Source organism: Xanthomonas sp. NCPPB 3174 (assembly GCF_056725205.1).
Genome location: NZ_CM161517.1, coordinates 4,033,186 through 4,048,624, shown reverse-complemented (window position 1 = coordinate 4,048,624; position 15,439 = coordinate 4,033,186). Strand labels below are relative to the sequence as shown.

15 protein-coding genes are annotated in these 15,439 nt (G+C 70.5%); 4 read left to right on the top strand and 11 right to left on the bottom strand.

Annotated features, from left to right (window positions below):
* Positions 1-284 precede the first annotated feature (284 nt).
* The 7 genes from rsmA to AC1PK7_RS17420 all read right to left on the bottom strand — a co-directional run bounded on the left by rsmA (position 285) and on the right by AC1PK7_RS17420 (position 8,075).
* On the bottom strand, positions 285-1,079 hold the full coding sequence (gene rsmA, locus AC1PK7_RS17450; protein ID WP_481098957.1) for a 16S rRNA (adenine(1518)-N(6)/adenine(1519)-N(6))-dimethyltransferase RsmA: 795 nt from the start codon (positions 1,077-1,079) through the stop codon (positions 285-287).
* A gap of 126 nt (positions 1,080-1,205) precedes the next feature.
* The gene (gene pdxA, locus AC1PK7_RS17445) at positions 1,206-2,183 is read right to left on the bottom strand and encodes a 4-hydroxythreonine-4-phosphate dehydrogenase PdxA (protein WP_481098956.1); all 978 of its coding nucleotides are present in this window, start codon (positions 2,181-2,183) and stop codon (positions 1,206-1,208) included.
* Between the two features lie 3 nt (positions 2,184-2,186).
* On the bottom strand, positions 2,187-3,548 hold the full coding sequence (locus AC1PK7_RS17440; RefSeq protein ID WP_371183335.1) for a peptidylprolyl isomerase: 1,362 nt from the start codon (positions 3,546-3,548) through the stop codon (positions 2,187-2,189).
* Positions 3,545-5,890: an LPS-assembly protein LptD gene (gene lptD, locus AC1PK7_RS17435; protein ID WP_481098955.1), complete on the bottom strand. Its 2,346-nt coding sequence runs from the start codon at positions 5,888-5,890 to the stop codon at positions 3,545-3,547. Before lptD ends, AC1PK7_RS17440 begins: the two co-directional genes overlap by 4 nt.
* Positions 5,891-6,000: 110 nt before the next feature.
* Positions 6,001-6,906 (bottom strand): histone deacetylase family protein, encoded by a 906-nt coding sequence (locus AC1PK7_RS17430; RefSeq protein ID WP_481098954.1) that lies wholly within the window; start codon positions 6,904-6,906, stop codon positions 6,001-6,003.
* A 24-nt stretch (positions 6,907-6,930) separates the two neighbouring features.
* On the bottom strand, positions 6,931-7,485 hold the full coding sequence (locus AC1PK7_RS17425) for a cob(I)yrinic acid a,c-diamide adenosyltransferase (RefSeq protein ID WP_010340006.1): 555 nt from the start codon (positions 7,483-7,485) through the stop codon (positions 6,931-6,933).
* 5 nt (positions 7,486-7,490) lie between these two features.
* The gene (locus AC1PK7_RS17420) at positions 7,491-8,075 is read right to left on the bottom strand and encodes a hypothetical protein (protein WP_481098953.1); all 585 of its coding nucleotides are present in this window, start codon (positions 8,073-8,075) and stop codon (positions 7,491-7,493) included.
* Positions 8,076-8,218: 143 nt separating this feature from the next.
* On the opposite strand from AC1PK7_RS17420, the gene ubiH reads away from it, so the two are divergent.
* The 3 genes from ubiH (at position 8,219) to comJ (ending at position 11,320) form a co-directional block, all read left to right on the top strand.
* Positions 8,219-9,433, top strand: a complete 1,215-nt coding sequence (gene ubiH / locus AC1PK7_RS17415; protein ID WP_420007835.1) for a 2-octaprenyl-6-methoxyphenyl hydroxylase — start codon at positions 8,219-8,221, stop codon at positions 9,431-9,433.
* Entirely contained in the window at positions 9,430-10,608 is a 1,179-nt protein-coding gene (locus AC1PK7_RS17410; protein WP_481098952.1) for a UbiH/UbiF family hydroxylase, read from the top strand. Before ubiH ends, AC1PK7_RS17410 begins: the two co-directional genes overlap by 4 nt.
* A gap of 223 nt (positions 10,609-10,831) precedes the next feature.
* Positions 10,832-11,320 (top strand): competence protein ComJ, encoded by a 489-nt coding sequence (comJ, locus tag AC1PK7_RS17405; protein WP_481098951.1) that lies wholly within the window; start codon positions 10,832-10,834, stop codon positions 11,318-11,320.
* Between the two features lie 227 nt (positions 11,321-11,547).
* Here comJ and AC1PK7_RS17400 read toward each other — a convergent pair whose 3' ends face one another.
* From AC1PK7_RS17400 to AC1PK7_RS17385, 4 genes are all read right to left on the bottom strand, one after another.
* Positions 11,548-11,868, bottom strand: a complete 321-nt coding sequence (locus AC1PK7_RS17400; RefSeq protein ID WP_010340011.1) for an EF-hand domain-containing protein — start codon at positions 11,866-11,868, stop codon at positions 11,548-11,550.
* Between the two features lie 187 nt (positions 11,869-12,055).
* Entirely contained in the window at positions 12,056-12,451 is a 396-nt protein-coding gene (locus AC1PK7_RS17395; protein ID WP_481098950.1) for an EF-hand domain-containing protein, read from the bottom strand.
* Positions 12,452-12,494: 43 nt separating this feature from the next.
* Positions 12,495-13,217: a hypothetical protein gene (locus AC1PK7_RS17390; RefSeq protein WP_481098949.1), complete on the bottom strand. Its 723-nt coding sequence runs from the start codon at positions 13,215-13,217 to the stop codon at positions 12,495-12,497.
* An 81-nt stretch (positions 13,218-13,298) separates the two neighbouring features.
* Complete coding sequence (locus AC1PK7_RS17385) at positions 13,299-14,198, bottom strand: SMP-30/gluconolactonase/LRE family protein (protein ID WP_481098948.1); 900 nt, start codon at positions 14,196-14,198, stop codon at positions 13,299-13,301.
* Between the two features lie 191 nt (positions 14,199-14,389).
* On the opposite strand from AC1PK7_RS17385, the gene AC1PK7_RS17380 reads away from it, so the two are divergent.
* Positions 14,390-15,439 (top strand): Gfo/Idh/MocA family protein, encoded by a 1,050-nt coding sequence (locus AC1PK7_RS17380; protein ID WP_481100920.1) that lies wholly within the window; start codon positions 14,390-14,392, stop codon positions 15,437-15,439.

Sequence of the window (15,439 nt, the reverse complement as noted above, 5' to 3'; positions counted from 1 at the left end):
TCACTGCCAGGCGGCTGACGCGTGGCAGTGGCCCTGGCTGCCGCCTGCGCGAGCCGCCCGTGCGGGCCTGTTGTTGCCGCGGGCAGTGTGCAGGAGGGCCGTCGTTCGCGGTGGCGGTCTGTGTTGTGCGGCTTGCCACGCTGCGGTGTCGAGGCGGTGCCGTCATCACCATGTCTACGGCGCAGGTCGGCGACGCCTGCGCCGGCATGCAAGGAGCGGAGCAACGCGCGCGCAGAGGGCCGCACCACGCATGCATGCATGCGCGCGCCGCGCGGGACGTCCGCTCAGGCTTGCGCGACGTTGGCCAGGCGTACGAAGTCGGCGACCTCGAGTTGCTCGGCGCGCGCGTCCGGGCGCACGCCGGCGGCCTCGAACTGGGCGGCATCGCAGACGCCGTTCAAGGCGTTGCGCAGGGTCTTGCGGCGCTGCCCGAACGCGGCGCGGACCACGTCGGCGAAGCGCTTGGGATCGGCGATGCCCACCGTCTGCGGCGGCCGCGGCACCAGCCGCACCACCGCCGAGTCCACCTTCGGCGGTGGCCGGAACGCGCCCGGCGGCACCACGAACAGCGAGGTCACCTCGCAATACGCCTGCAGCATGACGCTGAGCCGGCCGTAGACCTTGCTGCCCGGGTCGGCGGCCATGCGGTCGACCACTTCCTTCTGCAGCATGAAGTGCATGTCGGCGATCGCCGCGGCGTGGTCCAGCGCATGGAACAGGATCGGCGAGGAGATGTTGTACGGTAGGTTGCCGACCAGGCGGATGCGCGCGCCCTCGGCCAGGGCGGCGAAATCCACCGACAGCACGTCGCGGTTGAGGATGGTCAGTTCGCCGACGCCGGCCGCCGCTGCGGTCAGTGGCGCGATCAGGTCGCGGTCGAATTCGATCACGGTCAGCTGGCCATGCCGGCGCAGCAGCGGAAAGGTGATCGCACCCTGGCCGGGACCGATCTCCACCAGGCGATCGCCCGGCTTGGGATCGACCGCGCGGACGATGCTGTCGATGTAGTGGCGGTCGCTGAGGAAGTGCTGGCCGAGGGATTTCTTGGCCGGGGCGCCGAAGCCGGAGGAGGAAGTCATGGCGGGCATTTTATCGGCATGCACGGGGTGGCGCGCGCCTGCGGCGACGTAGGAGCGGCTTCAGCCGCAACCGGCATGACCGGGAGCCTGGTTGCGACAGAGCGCCGAACGCGCTCGGCCCGGCAGCTAGGACTGCGCGCGGCGCGCGGCCAGTTGCGCGCAAAGCGCAGTGGCGGCGAACAGGCTGGACGGGTCGGCCACGCCGCGACCGGCCAGCTCCAGCGCGGTGCCGTGGTCGACCGCCACGCGCGGGTAGGGCAGGCCCAGAGTCAGGTTCACCGCCTGCTCGAAGCCGCTGTACTTGAGTACCGGCAGGCCCTGGTCGTGGTACATCGCCAGTACCGCATCCACGCTCGCCAGCTTCTGCGGCAGGAACGCGGTATCGGCCGGCAGCGGGCCGAGCAGGCGCATGCCTTCCGCACGCAAGGCGTCCAGCACCGGCTGCATCACCTGGATTTCCTCCAGGCCCAGATGGCCGTCCTCGCCGGCATGCGGGTTGAGCCCCAGCACGGCGATGGTCGGCGCGGCGATGCCGAACTCGCCGCGCAAGGCGGCCTCGGTGATGCGCAGGCTGCGTTCCAGCAGGGCCGGCGTGAGCGCATCGGCGACCGCGCGCAGTGGCAGGTGGGTGGTGACCAGGGCCACGCGCACGATGGCATTGGCCAGCATCATCACCACCTCGCGGCCGGCGTGCTGGGCCAGTAACTCGGTGGTGCCGGTGTAGGCGATGCCGCCGGCGTTGATCGCGGCCTTGTGTACCGGGCCGGTGACCACGCCGTCCAGTTCACCGCGCAGGCAGGCATCGGCAGCCTGGGTCAGCGCGGCGATCACCGCCGCGGCATTGGCCGGCTCGGTCGCGCCGAAGCGGCTGGGCACGGCATTGGCGACCGTGCGCAGGCGCAGGTCGCCAGGAGCGAGGGCGGGGCTGGATTCGGGGAGTAGCTGCAGCGGCAGCGACAGCGCCGCGGCGGCAGCGCGCAAGGTGTCGGGATCGGCGAAGGCCAGGAGCTGGCAGTCGTGGCGCGGCTGTTGCGCCAGCCGCACGCACAGCTCCGGGCCGATCCCGCCCGGCTCGCCCGGCACCAGCGCGAGCGAGGGGCGCATGGGTCAGGGCTTGGCGGCGGGCGCCGGCGCGGGCGTGGCCGCCGGCGCAGTGGCGGCGTCGGTGTTGCCCACGCGCAGGTCGACATAGGCTTCGCCGCGCATTTCCTGCAGGAAGCGGTTGTATTCCTCTTCCAGCTTGCGGCGGCCGATGGTCTCGCGGACCTGGGCGCGCTGGGTATCGCTGGTCACGTCGGTCTGACGCTCGCCGACCCGCTGCACGATGTGCCAGCCGGCCTCGGTGCGGAACGGCTGCGACACCTGGCCATCCTGCAGGCTCGCCACGTGCTGGCCGAAGTCCGGGCCGAACGCGTCGGCCGGGAACCAGCCCAGGTCGCCGCCCTGGCTGCGGCTGTTGGTGTCTTCCGACGCTTCCTTGGCCACGGCCTGGAAGTCGGCGCCGCCGGCGATGCGCGCACGCAGGGTCTCGATCTTGGCCTTGGCGGCCGCATCGGGCTGCGCATCGTTGACCCGGATCAGGATGTGGCGGGCGTGGTACTCGGTGACGGTCTTCTTTTCCGGATTGGCCGAGGCGTCGCGCACTTCGACCAGCTTCAGCAGCTGGAAGCCGCTGGGGCCACGGAGCGGGCCGACCACCTGGCCCGGCTTCATGTCGCGGATCAGCTGCGCGAACGCATTGGGGATTTCGTCCAGGCTGCGCCAGCCCAGGTCGCCGCCTTCCAGCGCATTGGGGCTGTCGGAGTAGCGCACCGCGGCGGCGTTGAAGTCGATCTCGCCCTTGTCGATCAGGTTCTTGACCCCGTCGATCTTGCCCTGGGCGGTCTTGATCTGCTCGGCGGTGGCGCCTTCCGGCAGGCCGACCAGGATGTGCGCCAGGTGGTACTGCGCACCGGTGGTGGCCTGCTGCGCCAGCGCTGCGTCGACTTCGGCCTCGCTGACGTTGATGCGGCTCTGCGCGAAGCTCTGGCGCAGGCGCTGCACGGTGATTTCGTCGCGCACCGAGTTGCGGAAGTCGGTGTAGGACATGCCGTCGGCGGCCAGCTTCTTGCGCAGGCCGTCCACGTCGGTGCCGTTCTGCTGGGCGATGCTGGCGATGGCGCGGTTCAGTTCGTCGTCGCCGACGCGGATGCCGGTGCTGTTGGCGCGCGCGACCTGCAGCTTGACCAGGACCAGGCGTTCCAGCACCTGCCGCTGCAGCACGTTATCCGGCGGCAGCTGCGCCTCGCGGCCGGCATACTGCGCCTTCACGTTGCGCACGGCACGATCCAGTTCGCTCTGCAGCACGACATCCTCGTCGACCACCGCGGCGATGCGGTCCAGCGGTTGGGTTTGTTGCGCGGCGGCCGGAGCGGACACGCCGGCGACCGCCATCAGGGCGGCGAGAAATACAGAAAGGGTCTTGGTCATGGAATCTGGTTCGGATCGTAAGCGTCCGGATCGGTCGTGGTGTTGCTGGGCGGGACCAAGTACAGGTCGTCGCGGTTGTAGCCGAGAATAGCACGGCGCAGAACGCGGTCCGTGTCCTGGCCCAGGGACGACAGGCCCTTGAGCACGAACTCGACCTGGAACGCGGTATCCAGCGCGCCGGTGCGGTTGCGCACGTAGCGCCGCGCCAGCGCCCGCACCGCCAGGCAGCAGCTGTCCCACTGCACGCCAAGGATGCTTTCCAGCGGCTTCTTGTCCATCAGCGAGTAGTAATGCCGGCCCACCACGCTCCAGGTCGGGTTGATCGGGTACAGGAACGACACATCGGCCTGCTCCAGCAGGTCGCGGCGATAGCGGTAGGCGATGTTGACGATGCCGTCGCCTGGCATCAGATAGCGCGCGCGGAAGCTGGCCAGGTCCTTGCGCCGGTACTTGGGATCCCACTGGTAGGTGGCGCCCAGATTCCAGCGGTCGTTGATCATGTAGTTGGCATCGGCCACCCAGGCCGACTTGCCCTGCTCGATCGTGGTGTCGCTGTTGGGCAGGCTGACCCGCGAATCGCTGAAGTACAGGATCTGGCCGAGGCTGACCGACAGCTTTTCCTTGCCGTCGTCCTGGCGCAGCAGGCGCGAGCTCAGGGCCATGGTCAGCTGGTTGGCGTCGTTCTGGCGGTCGGCACCGGTGTAGCGCGAATCGCGGAACAACTGGCCCCAGCTGAAGGTGAACTCGCGGGTATCGAAGATCGGCAGGTCGTTCTGGTCGCGGTACGGGGTGTACAGGTAGAACAGCCGCGGTTCCAGGGTCTGTAGATAGTTGGTGTTGCCGATCTTGGTATCGCGGTCGAAGTACACGCCCGCGTCGACGGTTGCGATCGGCAGGCTACGCGAGGGCGTGGTATCGCCGCCCAGCGTGGCCGCCAGATCCTTGTCGAGTTGATAGGCGGTGTAGCGCCAGGCCAGGGTCGGCTTGAGGAACCAGGCGGCGCCGGCCAGCGGCATCGAGATGTAGGGCTTGAGGTCCAGTCGGCTGCCGCCGGGGCGCGGCGTGACCACGCCGGTGCGCTCGTACAGCGCGTCCTTGGCATGGATGTCGTCGTGCACGAACCGCACCGCCTCGCTGTACAGGCCGGCTTCGAAGTAGTTGCCGAACGACTGGTCCCAGTTGAAGAAGGCGCGCGGCTGGCGGTTGTACGGCAGCGAGTCCTCGGTCAGGGTGTAGTCGGTCAGTTGCCAACGGTCGGCCATCACGCCCGCGGTCCAGGTGTCGCCGGTGCCGTAGACGCCGATCTGGCTCTGAATGTTGGACACCGCATTGCCGAGCAGGCGGTTGGAAAAATCCTCCGTGTAGCGCTCGTCGCTGACCCAGGCCAGCGAGGCGCGCGCCTGCCACTGCGAATTGATGTTGTGGTAGCCCTGGTAACCGAAGCGGCCGCGATCCTTGTCGCGCAGCTTGTCGTCGGGCAGGTAGGCGGCCTGCAGTTCGCCCTTGCCGCCGTCGTAGAGATAGCGGAATTCGCTGCCCAGCATCAGGCCGCGGCGGGCCATGAAGCGCGGATACAGGGTGGCGTCGTAGTTCGGTGCCAGATTCAGGTAGTACGGCTGGGTGTAGTCGAAGCCGTTGCGGCTGGACATGCCGATCGCCGGGAACAGGAAGCCGCTGCTGCGGCGATCGTCGATCGGGAACTTGAACCAGGGCGCGTACAGGATCGGGACGTTGTAGACCTTCAGGATCGCGTTGCGTGCGGTGCCGAAGCCCTCGTCGTTGTCGACGTCGATTTCCGGCGCATGCAGTTCCCACACCCGCTGCGAGGGGTCGCAGGTGGTGTAGGTGGAGCGGTGCATCTGCCCCAGCGCGCCCTGCAGGTCGACCGAGTCGGCCTTGCCGTTGCCGCGGCGGGCCAGCAGCTGGTAGCGGATGTTGGTGATCTTGTGGGTATCGGTGTCCTGATTGCCCTCGGCGCGGTCGGCGATCATGCGGATCGACGAATCCTGGTAGCGCACGTGGCCCTCGGCGATGTAGTTGCCGGTCTCGGTGTCCACCCGCAGGCTGTCCGTGCCCATGAACTGGTCGCCGCGCTTGAGCGCGACGTTGCCGGTGTAGTTGGGGATGGTGGTGGTGCCCGACAGCTGGTCGCCTTCGATATTGGTCGGCTGCTGGTCGCGGTTCTGCGCGAGCTTGGGATCCGGCTGCTGCGCGTCGTCGAACTTGGGCAGCACGTCCGGGGTCGGGCACAGGCCCCAGTTCGGCGGCTTCTCAGCCGCCACTGCCGGCAGGCACAGGGCGATACTGAACGGAAGAGGGAGCAGGCGAAGGGTTCGGCGCACGCGCGTCAGGTATCGGGCGAAAACGGTCGCTAGCTTGCCCCATCCTGTGCATAGGGGCAATGAAGGCGTCCCCGGCGCGGGGGACGGGGTTCATCGGGCCGGCGGGACGCTCAGCGCAGCGCGTCGACGTGGGCGACGCTGCCTTCGCGCAGGGCCTGCAGGTCGTAGCCGCCTTCCAGCAGGGACACCACCCGGCCGCGCGCATGCCGCTGTGCCACCGCGCGCAGCTCGGCGGTGATCCAGGCGAAGTCCTCGGTGTCCAGCATCAGGTCGGCCAGCGGATCGCGCATGTGCGCGTCGAAGCCGGCCGAGATCAGCAGCAACTGCGGCTTGAACGCGTCCAGCAGCGGCAGCAGTTGGTCGGCCCAGGTGTTGCGGAAGCGGAAGCCGCCGCTGCCCGGCGGCAGCAGCGCGTTGTGCAGGTTGCCGACGCCGCGGTCGTGGACTCCGCCGGTGTGCGGGAACAGCCCGGACTGGTGGGTGCTGAGGTACTGCACGCGGGGCTCGCGCTCGAAGATCGCCTGGGTGCCGTTGCCGTGATGCACGTCGAAATCGACGATGGCGATCCGCTCCAGGCCATGCGCGTCGCGGGCATGGGCGGCGGCCACGGCGACGTTGTTGAACAGGCAGAAGCCCATCGCGGTGTCGGCGGTGGCGTGGTGGCCGGGCGGGCGCACCGCACAGAACGCGGTGTCGCTGACGCCGTGCATGACCGCGTCCACTGCGGCCACGCCGGCGCCGGCGGCACGCAGGGCGGCGGCGCGCGAGCCGGGCGAGAGTACCGTGTCCACGTCGAGCATCTGCGGGCCGTCGAGGTCGGCCAGGACGCGGTCGATCAGGTCGCGCTCATGGACCCGGGCCAGGTCGCCGAGCTTGGCCAGCGGCGCCTCGCGCCATTCCAGCGCAGGAAAGGCCTCGCGCAGCGCGGTGGTCACCGCCTCCAGGCGCTGCGGACGTTCCGGGTGTTCCGGGCCGGGCGCGTGACCCAGGCACGCAGGATGGCTGTAGATCAGCATGCGCGGCCGCGGCCCGGGCGTCGCTCAGGCCTGGCGCCGGTCGTGGCGCCACAGCACTTCGCCGTGGCCGTCGGCCCGCGCCAGCACCCGCGCCAGCACGAACAGCAGGTCGGACAGGCGGTTGAGGTAGCGCACCGCTTCCGGGCGCACCGCGTCCTGCCGCGACAGCGCCACCGTCTCGCGCTCGGCGCGGCGCACGATGGTGCGGGCCAGGTGGCATCGGGCCGCCGCCTCGCCGCCGGCAGGCAGGATGAAGTCCTGCAGTGGCGGCAGGGTGTCGTTGTAGCGGTCCAGGTGCCGTTCCAGCGCGTCGATGTCGGCGGCATGGATCGCGGCGTGGCCGGGGATGCACAGCTCCCCGCCGAGGTCGAACAGCTGGTGCTGGATCGCGGTCAGCAATTGCCGTACGTCCTCGGCCAGCGGGCAGGCCAGGACCACGCCGATCGCCGAGTTGGCCTCGTCCACGGTGCCGTAGGCGGCGACCCGCGCCGAGTCCTTGCCGACCCGGTTGCCGTCGCCCAGGCCGGTGCTGCCGTCGTCGCCGGTGCGGGTATAGATCTTGGAGAGGCGGTTGCCCATCCCGGTCAGTGACCGACCGGCTGGCCGCGCTGGCCCAGCCGCGCCAGTTGCTCGAGGCCGACCTGGATCGCCGCGGCCAGCGCCACGTACAGGCCGGCGCTGCCCAGGTAGGGCAGCAGCCAGTCGCTGTAGTTCTGCCACCAGCCGGCCAGGGTCGGGTTCGGCACGCTGCGGCTGACCCAGTAGAAGCTGCCCTGCGCCAGCAGGTGGCACAACGCCACCGCCACCAGCAGGCTGCTTGCGGCCAGGCCCAGGGCGCGCCAGTCGGCGCCGCGGTAGCGCTGCGCCAGCCAGGCGCCGCCGGCCCACAGCAAGAAGTAGGCCGGGATCAGGCACCAGTAGGCCGGCGACACGCAGTAGTGCTGCCAGAAATCCAGGCCCTGGCTGCGGATGACCAGGTAGTCGACCAGCACCGCCAGCGCCATCAGCAGCGGGAACGCCCAGCGGGTCCAGTTGCGCAGGTAGAAACCGCCGACGAAGAACACCGCCCACGACGCGTCCGGGATCGCCCCGAAGTGGTTGATGCGGGTTGCGGCCAGCAGCGCGGTCAACAGCAGCAGGGCGGGGAGGCGGTGGGCGGAAGGCGTCATGGCGGCGGGCACCGGGGCACGTAAGACCCCGGATTCTACTGGAAGCGCGGCGTGCGCGAGCGCCGTGCACCGCTGCCGCCACGGCACGCAAGCTGGGCGGTGGCGCTCACCGGGCAGACGGGTGCGGGTCGTATCATGGCCGGATGAGCAAACGACATGACGTAGTGATCGTCGGCGGCGGCCTGGTCGGCGCCAGCCTGGCTATCGCCCTGGACCGGCTGGGGGTGGACGTGGGCCTGGTCGAGGCCGCACCGCCGGGCGCGTTGCCGCCGGTGTTCGACCAGCGCAACCTCAGCTTCGCCGCCGCCACGGTCAACGCGCTGGGCGCGCTGGGGGTGATGCAGCGGCTGCGCGCGCCGACCGGCCCGATCCGCCGCATCCACGTCAGCCGCGCCGGCGATTTCGGCCGGGTCCGGCTGGAGGCGGCCGACTACGGGCGCGAGGCCTTCGGTCAGGTGGTGGTCGCGCGCGACTTCGGCGAGGCGCTGGAGGCCAGCCTGGCGGCGACCACGCGGCTGACCCGCTATCGCCCGGCGCAGTTCGTGACGCTGGAGGCCGACACCGAGGAGGGCGAGCGCCGCCTGCGCATCGCGCGCGACGGCAGCGAGCAGGTCCTGCACACGCGGCTGCTGGTCGGCGCCGACGGCAGCGCCAGCGCGGTGCGCGAGGCCTTGGGCATCGCCGCGGCGCGCCATGATTTCCAGCAGACCCTGTTCGTGGCGCGGGTGCGCGGCAGCCGCCAGCCCGACGGCACCGCCTACGAGCGCTTCCGCGACGATGGCCCGACCGCGCTGCTGCCGCGCGGCGACCGCCATTACGGCGCGATCCACGCGGTCGCCGCCGAGGACGCCGATGCGGTGGCCGCGCTGGACGAGGGCGCCTGGTTGCAGCGGCTGCAGGATGCGCTGGGCTGGCGCGTCGGCCGCCTGCTCGGCAGTGGCGAGCGCAGTGCCTACCCGATCGTGCAGGTGCTGGCCGAGCGGCTGACCGACGCGCGCGCGGTGCTGCTGGGCAATGCCGCGCAAACCTTGCACCCGCTGGGCGCGCAGGGCTTCAACCTGGGCCTGCGCGATGCGCTGACCCTGGCAGAACTGATCGAGCGCGACGGCACTGACCCGGGCGCGCCGGCGCTGCTGCAGCAGTACGCGCAGCGCCGCGAACAGGATCGCCAGCGCACGGTGGCATTCTCCGGCGGGCTGGCGCGGCTGACCGCCAATCCCACCCCGCTGCTGCGCCCGTTGCGCAGCCTGGGCCTGCTGGCGGCGGCGCAGGCCGCGCCGCTGCAGTCGTTCCTGGTCGGCGGCGCGATGGGCTTCCGCGGCGATGTGCCGCAGCTGTGCCGGGAGACGCGCGCATGAGCCGGCGCGGCGTGCTGGATGTGGTGGTGGTCGGCGGCGGCGTGGTCGGCGCGGCCTGCGCGCTGGCCCTGGCCGGCGAAGGCCTGGCGGTGGCGCTGGTCGAGGGCCGCGAACCGCCACGCTGGTCGGCGGACACGCCGGACCTGCGGGTCTACGCCTTCGCCCCGGACAACGCGGCGCTGCTGCAGGGCCTGGGCGTTTGGCCGCAGGTGCTGGCGCAACGCGCCAGCGCGTACCGGCGCATGCGCGTGTGGGATGCCGGCGGCGGTGGCGAACTGGCCTTCGACGCCGACACCCTGGGTCGCGACCAACTCGGCTGGATCGTCGAACACAACCTGCTGGTCGAACAGCTGTGGGCGGCGCTGCCGGCTGCCGGCGTGCAGGTGCATTGCCCGGCACGGGTGGAGGCGCTGGAGCCGTCGGCCGAGCGCGCGCGCCTGCGCCTGGACGATGGCAGCCGCCTGGACGCGCGCCTGGCGATCGCCGCCGACGGTGCCGATTCCACCCTGCGCGGGCTGGCCGGGCTGGACGCGCCGGCGCACGACTACGGCCAGCGCGGCGTGGTCGCCTTCGTACAGACCGAGCAACCGCACCAGGACACTGCCTGGCAGCGCTTCCTGCCGGGCGGGCCGCTGGCGTTCCTGCCGTTCGCAGACGGCCGCAGCTCGATCGTGTGGACATTGCCCGAGGCCGAGGCGGCGCGGGTGCTGGCGCTGGACGATGCGGCCTTCGGCGCCGAACTGACCCAGGCCTTCGGCGCCCGCTTGGGCGCGGTGCGCGCGCTGTCGCCGCGGCTGGCGTTCCCGCTGCGCCGGCAACTGGTGGAGGCCTACCAGCGCGGCCGCCTGCTGGTGCTGGGCGACGCCGCGCACGTGGTGCATCCGCTGGCCGGGCAGGGCGTCAACCTGGGCCTGCGCGACGTCGCCGCGCTGGCGACGCTGGTGCGGCAGGCGCAGGCGCAGCGGGTCGACTGGGCGGCGCCGCAGCGGTTGGCGCGCTGGGCGCGTGGTCGCCGCAGCGACAACACCGTGGCCGCCTACGGCTTCGATGCGATCAACCGGCTGTTCTCCAACGATGAGCTGCACCTGACCCTGCTGCGCGGCCCGCTGCTGGGCCTGGCCGGCAAGCTGCCCTTGTTGATGCATGGTTTCTGGAAGCGCGCTTCCGGCGTGTGACCGCACGCTGCGGCCGGACGCGGCGGCCGCAGATTCGACCACGCGCGCCGAGCGGCGCCCGTACCCTCATCCGCCCCTTCGGGGCACCTTCTCCCGGAGGGAGAAGGAAGCGCCAGCGTCGGCTGGTTTGCTTGAGCCCCTCTCCCCCTCGGGAGAGGGGTTGGGGTGAGGGTAGGGCGCGAAGCGCAGCACGCAGGCCGCGTCCCTGCCATGGAGGACGACGATGCAAGACGCGACCCGGGCGCAGACCGTGGATCTGCTGATTTCCCACAGCCAGCTGCAACTGCGCGCCCGCGCCTTCGACGAGGCCGCCTGCCGCTGGGGGCCGCGCAACCTGGAGCAGGGCGCGATCCTGCATCGCGACTACGTGGTGTTCGATCCGTTGCCCGAGGACGCGTTCGGCGCGCAAGTGCACCTGGTGCTGGCCGAGGCGTTCGCCCCCGATCCGCGTGCGCAGCGGCGCATGCAGGTGCCGTTCCGGGTGGATCCGGACGCGCGGGTGCAGGTGGCGTCCGCCGCTGAGGCCTTCGATGTGACGCTGGCGCTGCAGCCTGGCGACTACGCGCTGTACTACGAAGTCTGCGAAGGCGAGGACGAGGTGTATTACCGGCTCACCCTGGTGCCGGCGACGCAGCCGGTGGCGGCGCGTTATCTGCTGGACGATCCCTGGGGCGGAACGCAGGATGCGCCGCTGCAGGAAGGCATGCTGTAGCGCTCGTCAGCGCGGCGAGGCGAGATGGAGGGCGTTGGATGACGCGCGCGGCGCGGCGATCGATGCGGCGGCAGCTGCGATGAAGCGAGCGCATGATGCTCCGGCCTTCGCGTGACGGGTGTCTGCGGTGTTGCCGCTTCAGAAAAAAATCGCGCCGCATGCGGCGGGGAGGCCGCAGGCGGCGCGTGTGGTGGGAAGGACGCGAATCGGTCGACGCGCAAGTCGCGTCACGTCGACATCCAGCCTTCCAGGTCGGCCTTGCTCAGGCGGCCGTGGTGATGCACGTCGACGGCATCGAACTCGGCGTACAGCGTCGGGTCGGCCTTGGCTTCGGCGCGGCTGATGTAGCCGTCATGGTTGCGGTCGAGCTTGGCGAAATCGATGTGGTAGTCGCCGACGATCGAGTTCGGTTCGACCGAGGTGACATTGATGATCTGGCCGTTCTGGTGCAGGGTCACTTCGTCCGGCGCCGACTGCGCCATGGCCAGCGCCGGCGCGGCAAGCAGCGCGAACGCGAACGGGACGAGACGAGGAACGATGCGGTTCATGGCACGACTCCTGTTGCTGGGAAGGAGTCAAAAACATAGGCCTGGCCGAATTAATCGACGCTAAAAAAATCGGGCGTTCGCAGGTGTGCGCCGGCGCCGTTTAGCAAGCGTTTCCAATGTGTCCTGGACTGCGATCGAATGGGTCCCGGCGTCCTTCATGGCGGCGCCGGGACGCATGTCGCTGCGGTTACAGCCAGCCGGCGAGCTGCGCGCGGCTGAGGCGGCCGCTGTGGGTGGTGTCGAGCGCGTCGAACTCGTCGGCCAGCGACGGATTGGCCTGCGCTTCGCTGCGGCTGATGTAGCCGTCGTGGTCGGTGTCCAACGCCTCGAAGTCGATGCGGTAGCTGCCGGCGACGCGGTCCGGCTGGATGCTGCGCACGGTCACCTGCGCTTCGCCAGGCGTGGCCGGCAACTGCACCTGGTGGGTGACCACACCGTTGCTGAGCGGCTGCGCGCGCACGTTGACCGGCGCATCCCGCAGCGGTTCTGTGGTGGCGCTGGAGGCGCTGTTGAGATTCTGCGCCGCGGCCGGCGCGGCACAGGCGCACAGGCAGCAAAGCAGGACGAGGGAACGGCAGGACATGGACACGACGAACTCCGGTATGGCGATGGATGGTGGCCCCGGCTCAGCCGGGGATGAACGGAAACGCGAGCTTCAACAGGCCCTTCAGCCCGCCCTCGGCGGTGCTGGCGATGGCCTTGGCGCCGAGGCTGTTGAGGGCGCGGCGCACGTCCTCCCAGCGTAGCTTGCTCACGTCCTTCTTCAACAGGTCGGCCACCTCTTCGGCAGTGGGCGCCAGCTTCTGCAGTTCCTGCGTCACCTTTTCCGGCTCCGGCTGCAGGTAGCCCCAGCGCTCGGCGATCTTCAGCAGCGTGTCGAAGCGCACCGCCATCACGTCGCGATTGCGCTCGTACACGGGCATGGCGCCGACATCGACGATGGCCTGTTCGAAGCGCTGCTGGTCGTCGGGGTGCTCGATGCGGATCGCCAGGAAGCCGTCCTTCTTGCTGCGCTCGCTGACGTGCTTGGCCCCGGCGCGCAGGTTGTCCTCTGTGAGCACGGTGGCGACGATGCGCTGCAGCGCCGCCTCGTTGTCCTCGGGCACCAGCGCGCGCCAGCGCGCATAGCCGTCGCGGCGCAGGCCCTTGACCTTGGCCGGGGTCACTCGCAGGCGCATCGCCACCGCGTTGTTGGAATCGCTGCGCGAGATCGCGCCGTCGCGTTCCAGCAACACGAAGATCAGCAGTTCCAGGTCGCGCTTGGTCAGCGACTGGAAGCCCTGCAACAGGGTTAGGCGCAGGAATTCGTCGGCGAAGCCGGCCGGGTTGTTCAGTTCGATCGGCTGCATGTGCGCGGCCCTCCAGTCAGTACAGCCAGGATGCCAGGCAGCCATTGCGCGGGCTGAGACACCGCTGCGATACGCATCCCATCAACGTCCGTGCTCGCGCCCGGGGCGGTCGCTGCGGAAGGTCTCGATCGCGCCACGGTCCTGCAGGGTCACGTCGACATCGCGCCCGTCGGCGCCGCCGAAGGCCAGGTTGGTGGGCTTGCGGCCCTTGGTCGCGACCTCGTGCAGCAGCGTGCCGTCGGGCGCCAGCACGATCACCTTGCCGGCGTCGTAGCGGGCCACGTACAGGTTGCCGTCGACGTCGCAGCGCATGCCGTCCAGGCCGGCGTCGGCGAAGCTGGCGAACAGCCGCTTGTTCGACACGCTGCCGTCGGCCGCACGGTCGTAGACCCAGATCCGCCGCTGCACGCTCTCGTTGACATACAGGCGCTTGCCTTCGGGGCTGACCTCGATGCCGTTGGTGGTGCCCATGCCGGTCTCGATCAGGTGCGCGCTGCGGTCGCGGTCGATGCGCCACAGCTGGCCGCCGTCGTGCTTCCAGTCCGGGTCGCTGGCGTACAGGGTGCCGTCGGGCGCCATCGCGATGTCGTTGGGCTGGAACGCGCCCGGCAGCGTGGCATAGACCTCGATGCGCTTGCTCGGCAGGGCGATGCGCAGGATGCGGTGCTTGCCGTAGTCGGCCACGTACATGCGCCCGCGGCGGTCGAAGCGGATGCCGTTGCCGATGCTGCCCTCAGGAAGATCGACGAACAGAGTGGCCTGCCCGCGGCCGTCGGCATCGCGCTGGACCCGGCCGATGCTGCCGTCGTGGGCGAAGTTGACCACGTACAGCGCACCATCGGGGCCGGTCGCAGGTCCTTCGATCTTGTCGGTGAATACGCCGTCGCCGACCAGGTCGCGGGCGTGGAACAGGGGGTCCTGCGCCCCGGCCGGGGCAGCCAGCAGCAGGGCGAGGGCGGCAAGCAGTGGGCGGCAGCGCATCGGGTGTCCGGACGGCGGGGGAGGCGGCAGTGTGCCAGAGGCCCCGGCGCATCGCGCGATAGCGCTCACAGTGCCGATGCCGCACGAGCGGTTAGGGTGGAGCATCCTTCCGGTCGGAGTTGCGCATGGAGCCGTCCTCGCCGAATCGCCGCCGCCTGTTGCTGGCCGGCCTCTCCGCCACCGCCGCCGGCATGCTCGGAGCGTCCGCATGGGCGGCCACGCCGGCGCGTCGGCGCAAGCCGCTGGGCGTGGCCCTGGTCGGGCTAGGCGAGTACGCCAGCAGCCGCCTGGCTCCAGGGCTCACCCTGACCAGGCACTGCCGCCTGGCCGGCATCGTCACCGGCTCGCCGCAGAAGATTCCGCAGTGGCAGGCGCGCTATCGCATCCCGGATCGCAATGTCTACAGCTACGACGACCTGGAACGCATCGCCGACAACCCGGACATCGACGTGGTCTACGTGGTCACGCCCACCCATCTGCATGCGCCGCTGAGCATCCGCGCCGCGGCCGCCGGCAAGCACGTGTGGTGCGAGAAGCCGATGGCGCTGCACGCCGCGCAGGCGCAGGCGATGATCGAGGCCTGCGCGCGCAACAAGGTGCGGCTGAGCATCGGCTACCGCATGCAGCACGAGCCCAACACCCGGCGCCTTATCGCCCTGACCGGCGAACGCCCGTTCGGGGCGATGCGCAGCGTGCGCGCCGAGGCGGGCTATGCCGGCTACGGCGACACCGACCCGGCGCAGCGGCCGTGGCGGTTGCGCGCGCAGTACGGCGGCGGTGCGATGTACGACATGGGCGTGTATCCGCTCAACGCGGCGCGCTACACGACCGGCGCCGAGCCGCTGGCGGTCAGCGCGCGGCGTTCCACCGATCGGCCGGCGTTGTTCGACGAGGTCGACGAGCACATGCACTTCACCCTGGAGTTCCCGCACGGGGTGACCGCCAGTTGCGCGGCCAGCTTCGGCCGCACCATGAACCTGCTGCGCGCCGAGTGCGCGAACGGCTGGTACGAACTGGCGCCGTTCCAGGCCTACGACGGCGTGCGCGGCCGGGCCAGCGATGGACGCCTGTTCGACGCGCGGGTGCACCACCAGCAGGCGCTGCAGATGGACGAGGACGCGCTGGCGATCCTGCAGGGCACGCCGCTGCGCGTGCCCGGCGAAGAAGGCCTGCGCGACATGCGCATCGTCGATGCCATCCAGCGTTCGGCGCGCGAGGATGGGGCGCGGATCGTGTTGTAG

Excerpts from the sequence above, each read along its gene's own strand:
- AC1PK7_RS17395 (WP_481098950.1), bottom strand. The coding sequence starts at position 12,451 with ATGTCCTGCCGTTCCCTCGTCCTGCTTTGCTGCCTGTGCGCCTGTGCC.
- AC1PK7_RS17440 (WP_371183335.1), bottom strand. The coding sequence starts at position 3,548 with ATGACCAAGACCCTTTCTGTATTTCTCGCCGCCCTGATGGCGGTCGCC.
- AC1PK7_RS17385 (WP_481098948.1), bottom strand. The coding sequence starts at position 14,198 with ATGCGCTGCCGCCCACTGCTTGCCGCCCTCGCCCTGCTGCTGGCTGCC.
- AC1PK7_RS17380 (WP_481100920.1), top strand. The coding sequence starts at position 14,390 with ATGCTCGGAGCGTCCGCATGGGCGGCCACGCCGGCGCGTCGGCGCAAG.
- pdxA (WP_481098956.1), bottom strand. The coding sequence starts at position 2,183 with ATGCGCCCCTCGCTCGCGCTGGTGCCGGGCGAGCCGGGCGGGATCGGC.
- AC1PK7_RS17400 (WP_010340011.1), bottom strand. The coding sequence starts at position 11,868 with ATGAACCGCATCGTTCCTCGTCTCGTCCCGTTCGCGTTCGCGCTGCTT.
- AC1PK7_RS17390 (WP_481098949.1), bottom strand. The coding sequence starts at position 13,217 with ATGCAGCCGATCGAACTGAACAACCCGGCCGGCTTCGCCGACGAATTC.
- ubiH (WP_420007835.1), top strand. The coding sequence starts at position 8,219 with ATGAGCAAACGACATGACGTAGTGATCGTCGGCGGCGGCCTGGTCGGC.
- AC1PK7_RS17430 (WP_481098954.1), bottom strand. The coding sequence starts at position 6,906 with ATGCTGATCTACAGCCATCCTGCGTGCCTGGGTCACGCGCCCGGCCCG.
- AC1PK7_RS17420 (WP_481098953.1), bottom strand. The coding sequence starts at position 8,075 with ATGACGCCTTCCGCCCACCGCCTCCCCGCCCTGCTGCTGTTGACCGCG.
- comJ (WP_481098951.1), top strand. The coding sequence starts at position 10,832 with ATGCAAGACGCGACCCGGGCGCAGACCGTGGATCTGCTGATTTCCCAC.
- rsmA (WP_481098957.1), bottom strand. The coding sequence starts at position 1,079 with ATGACTTCCTCCTCCGGCTTCGGCGCCCCGGCCAAGAAATCCCTCGGC.
- AC1PK7_RS17425 (WP_010340006.1), bottom strand. The coding sequence starts at position 7,485 with ATGGGCAACCGCCTCTCCAAGATCTATACCCGCACCGGCGACGACGGC.
- AC1PK7_RS17410 (WP_481098952.1), top strand. The coding sequence starts at position 9,430 with ATGAGCCGGCGCGGCGTGCTGGATGTGGTGGTGGTCGGCGGCGGCGTG.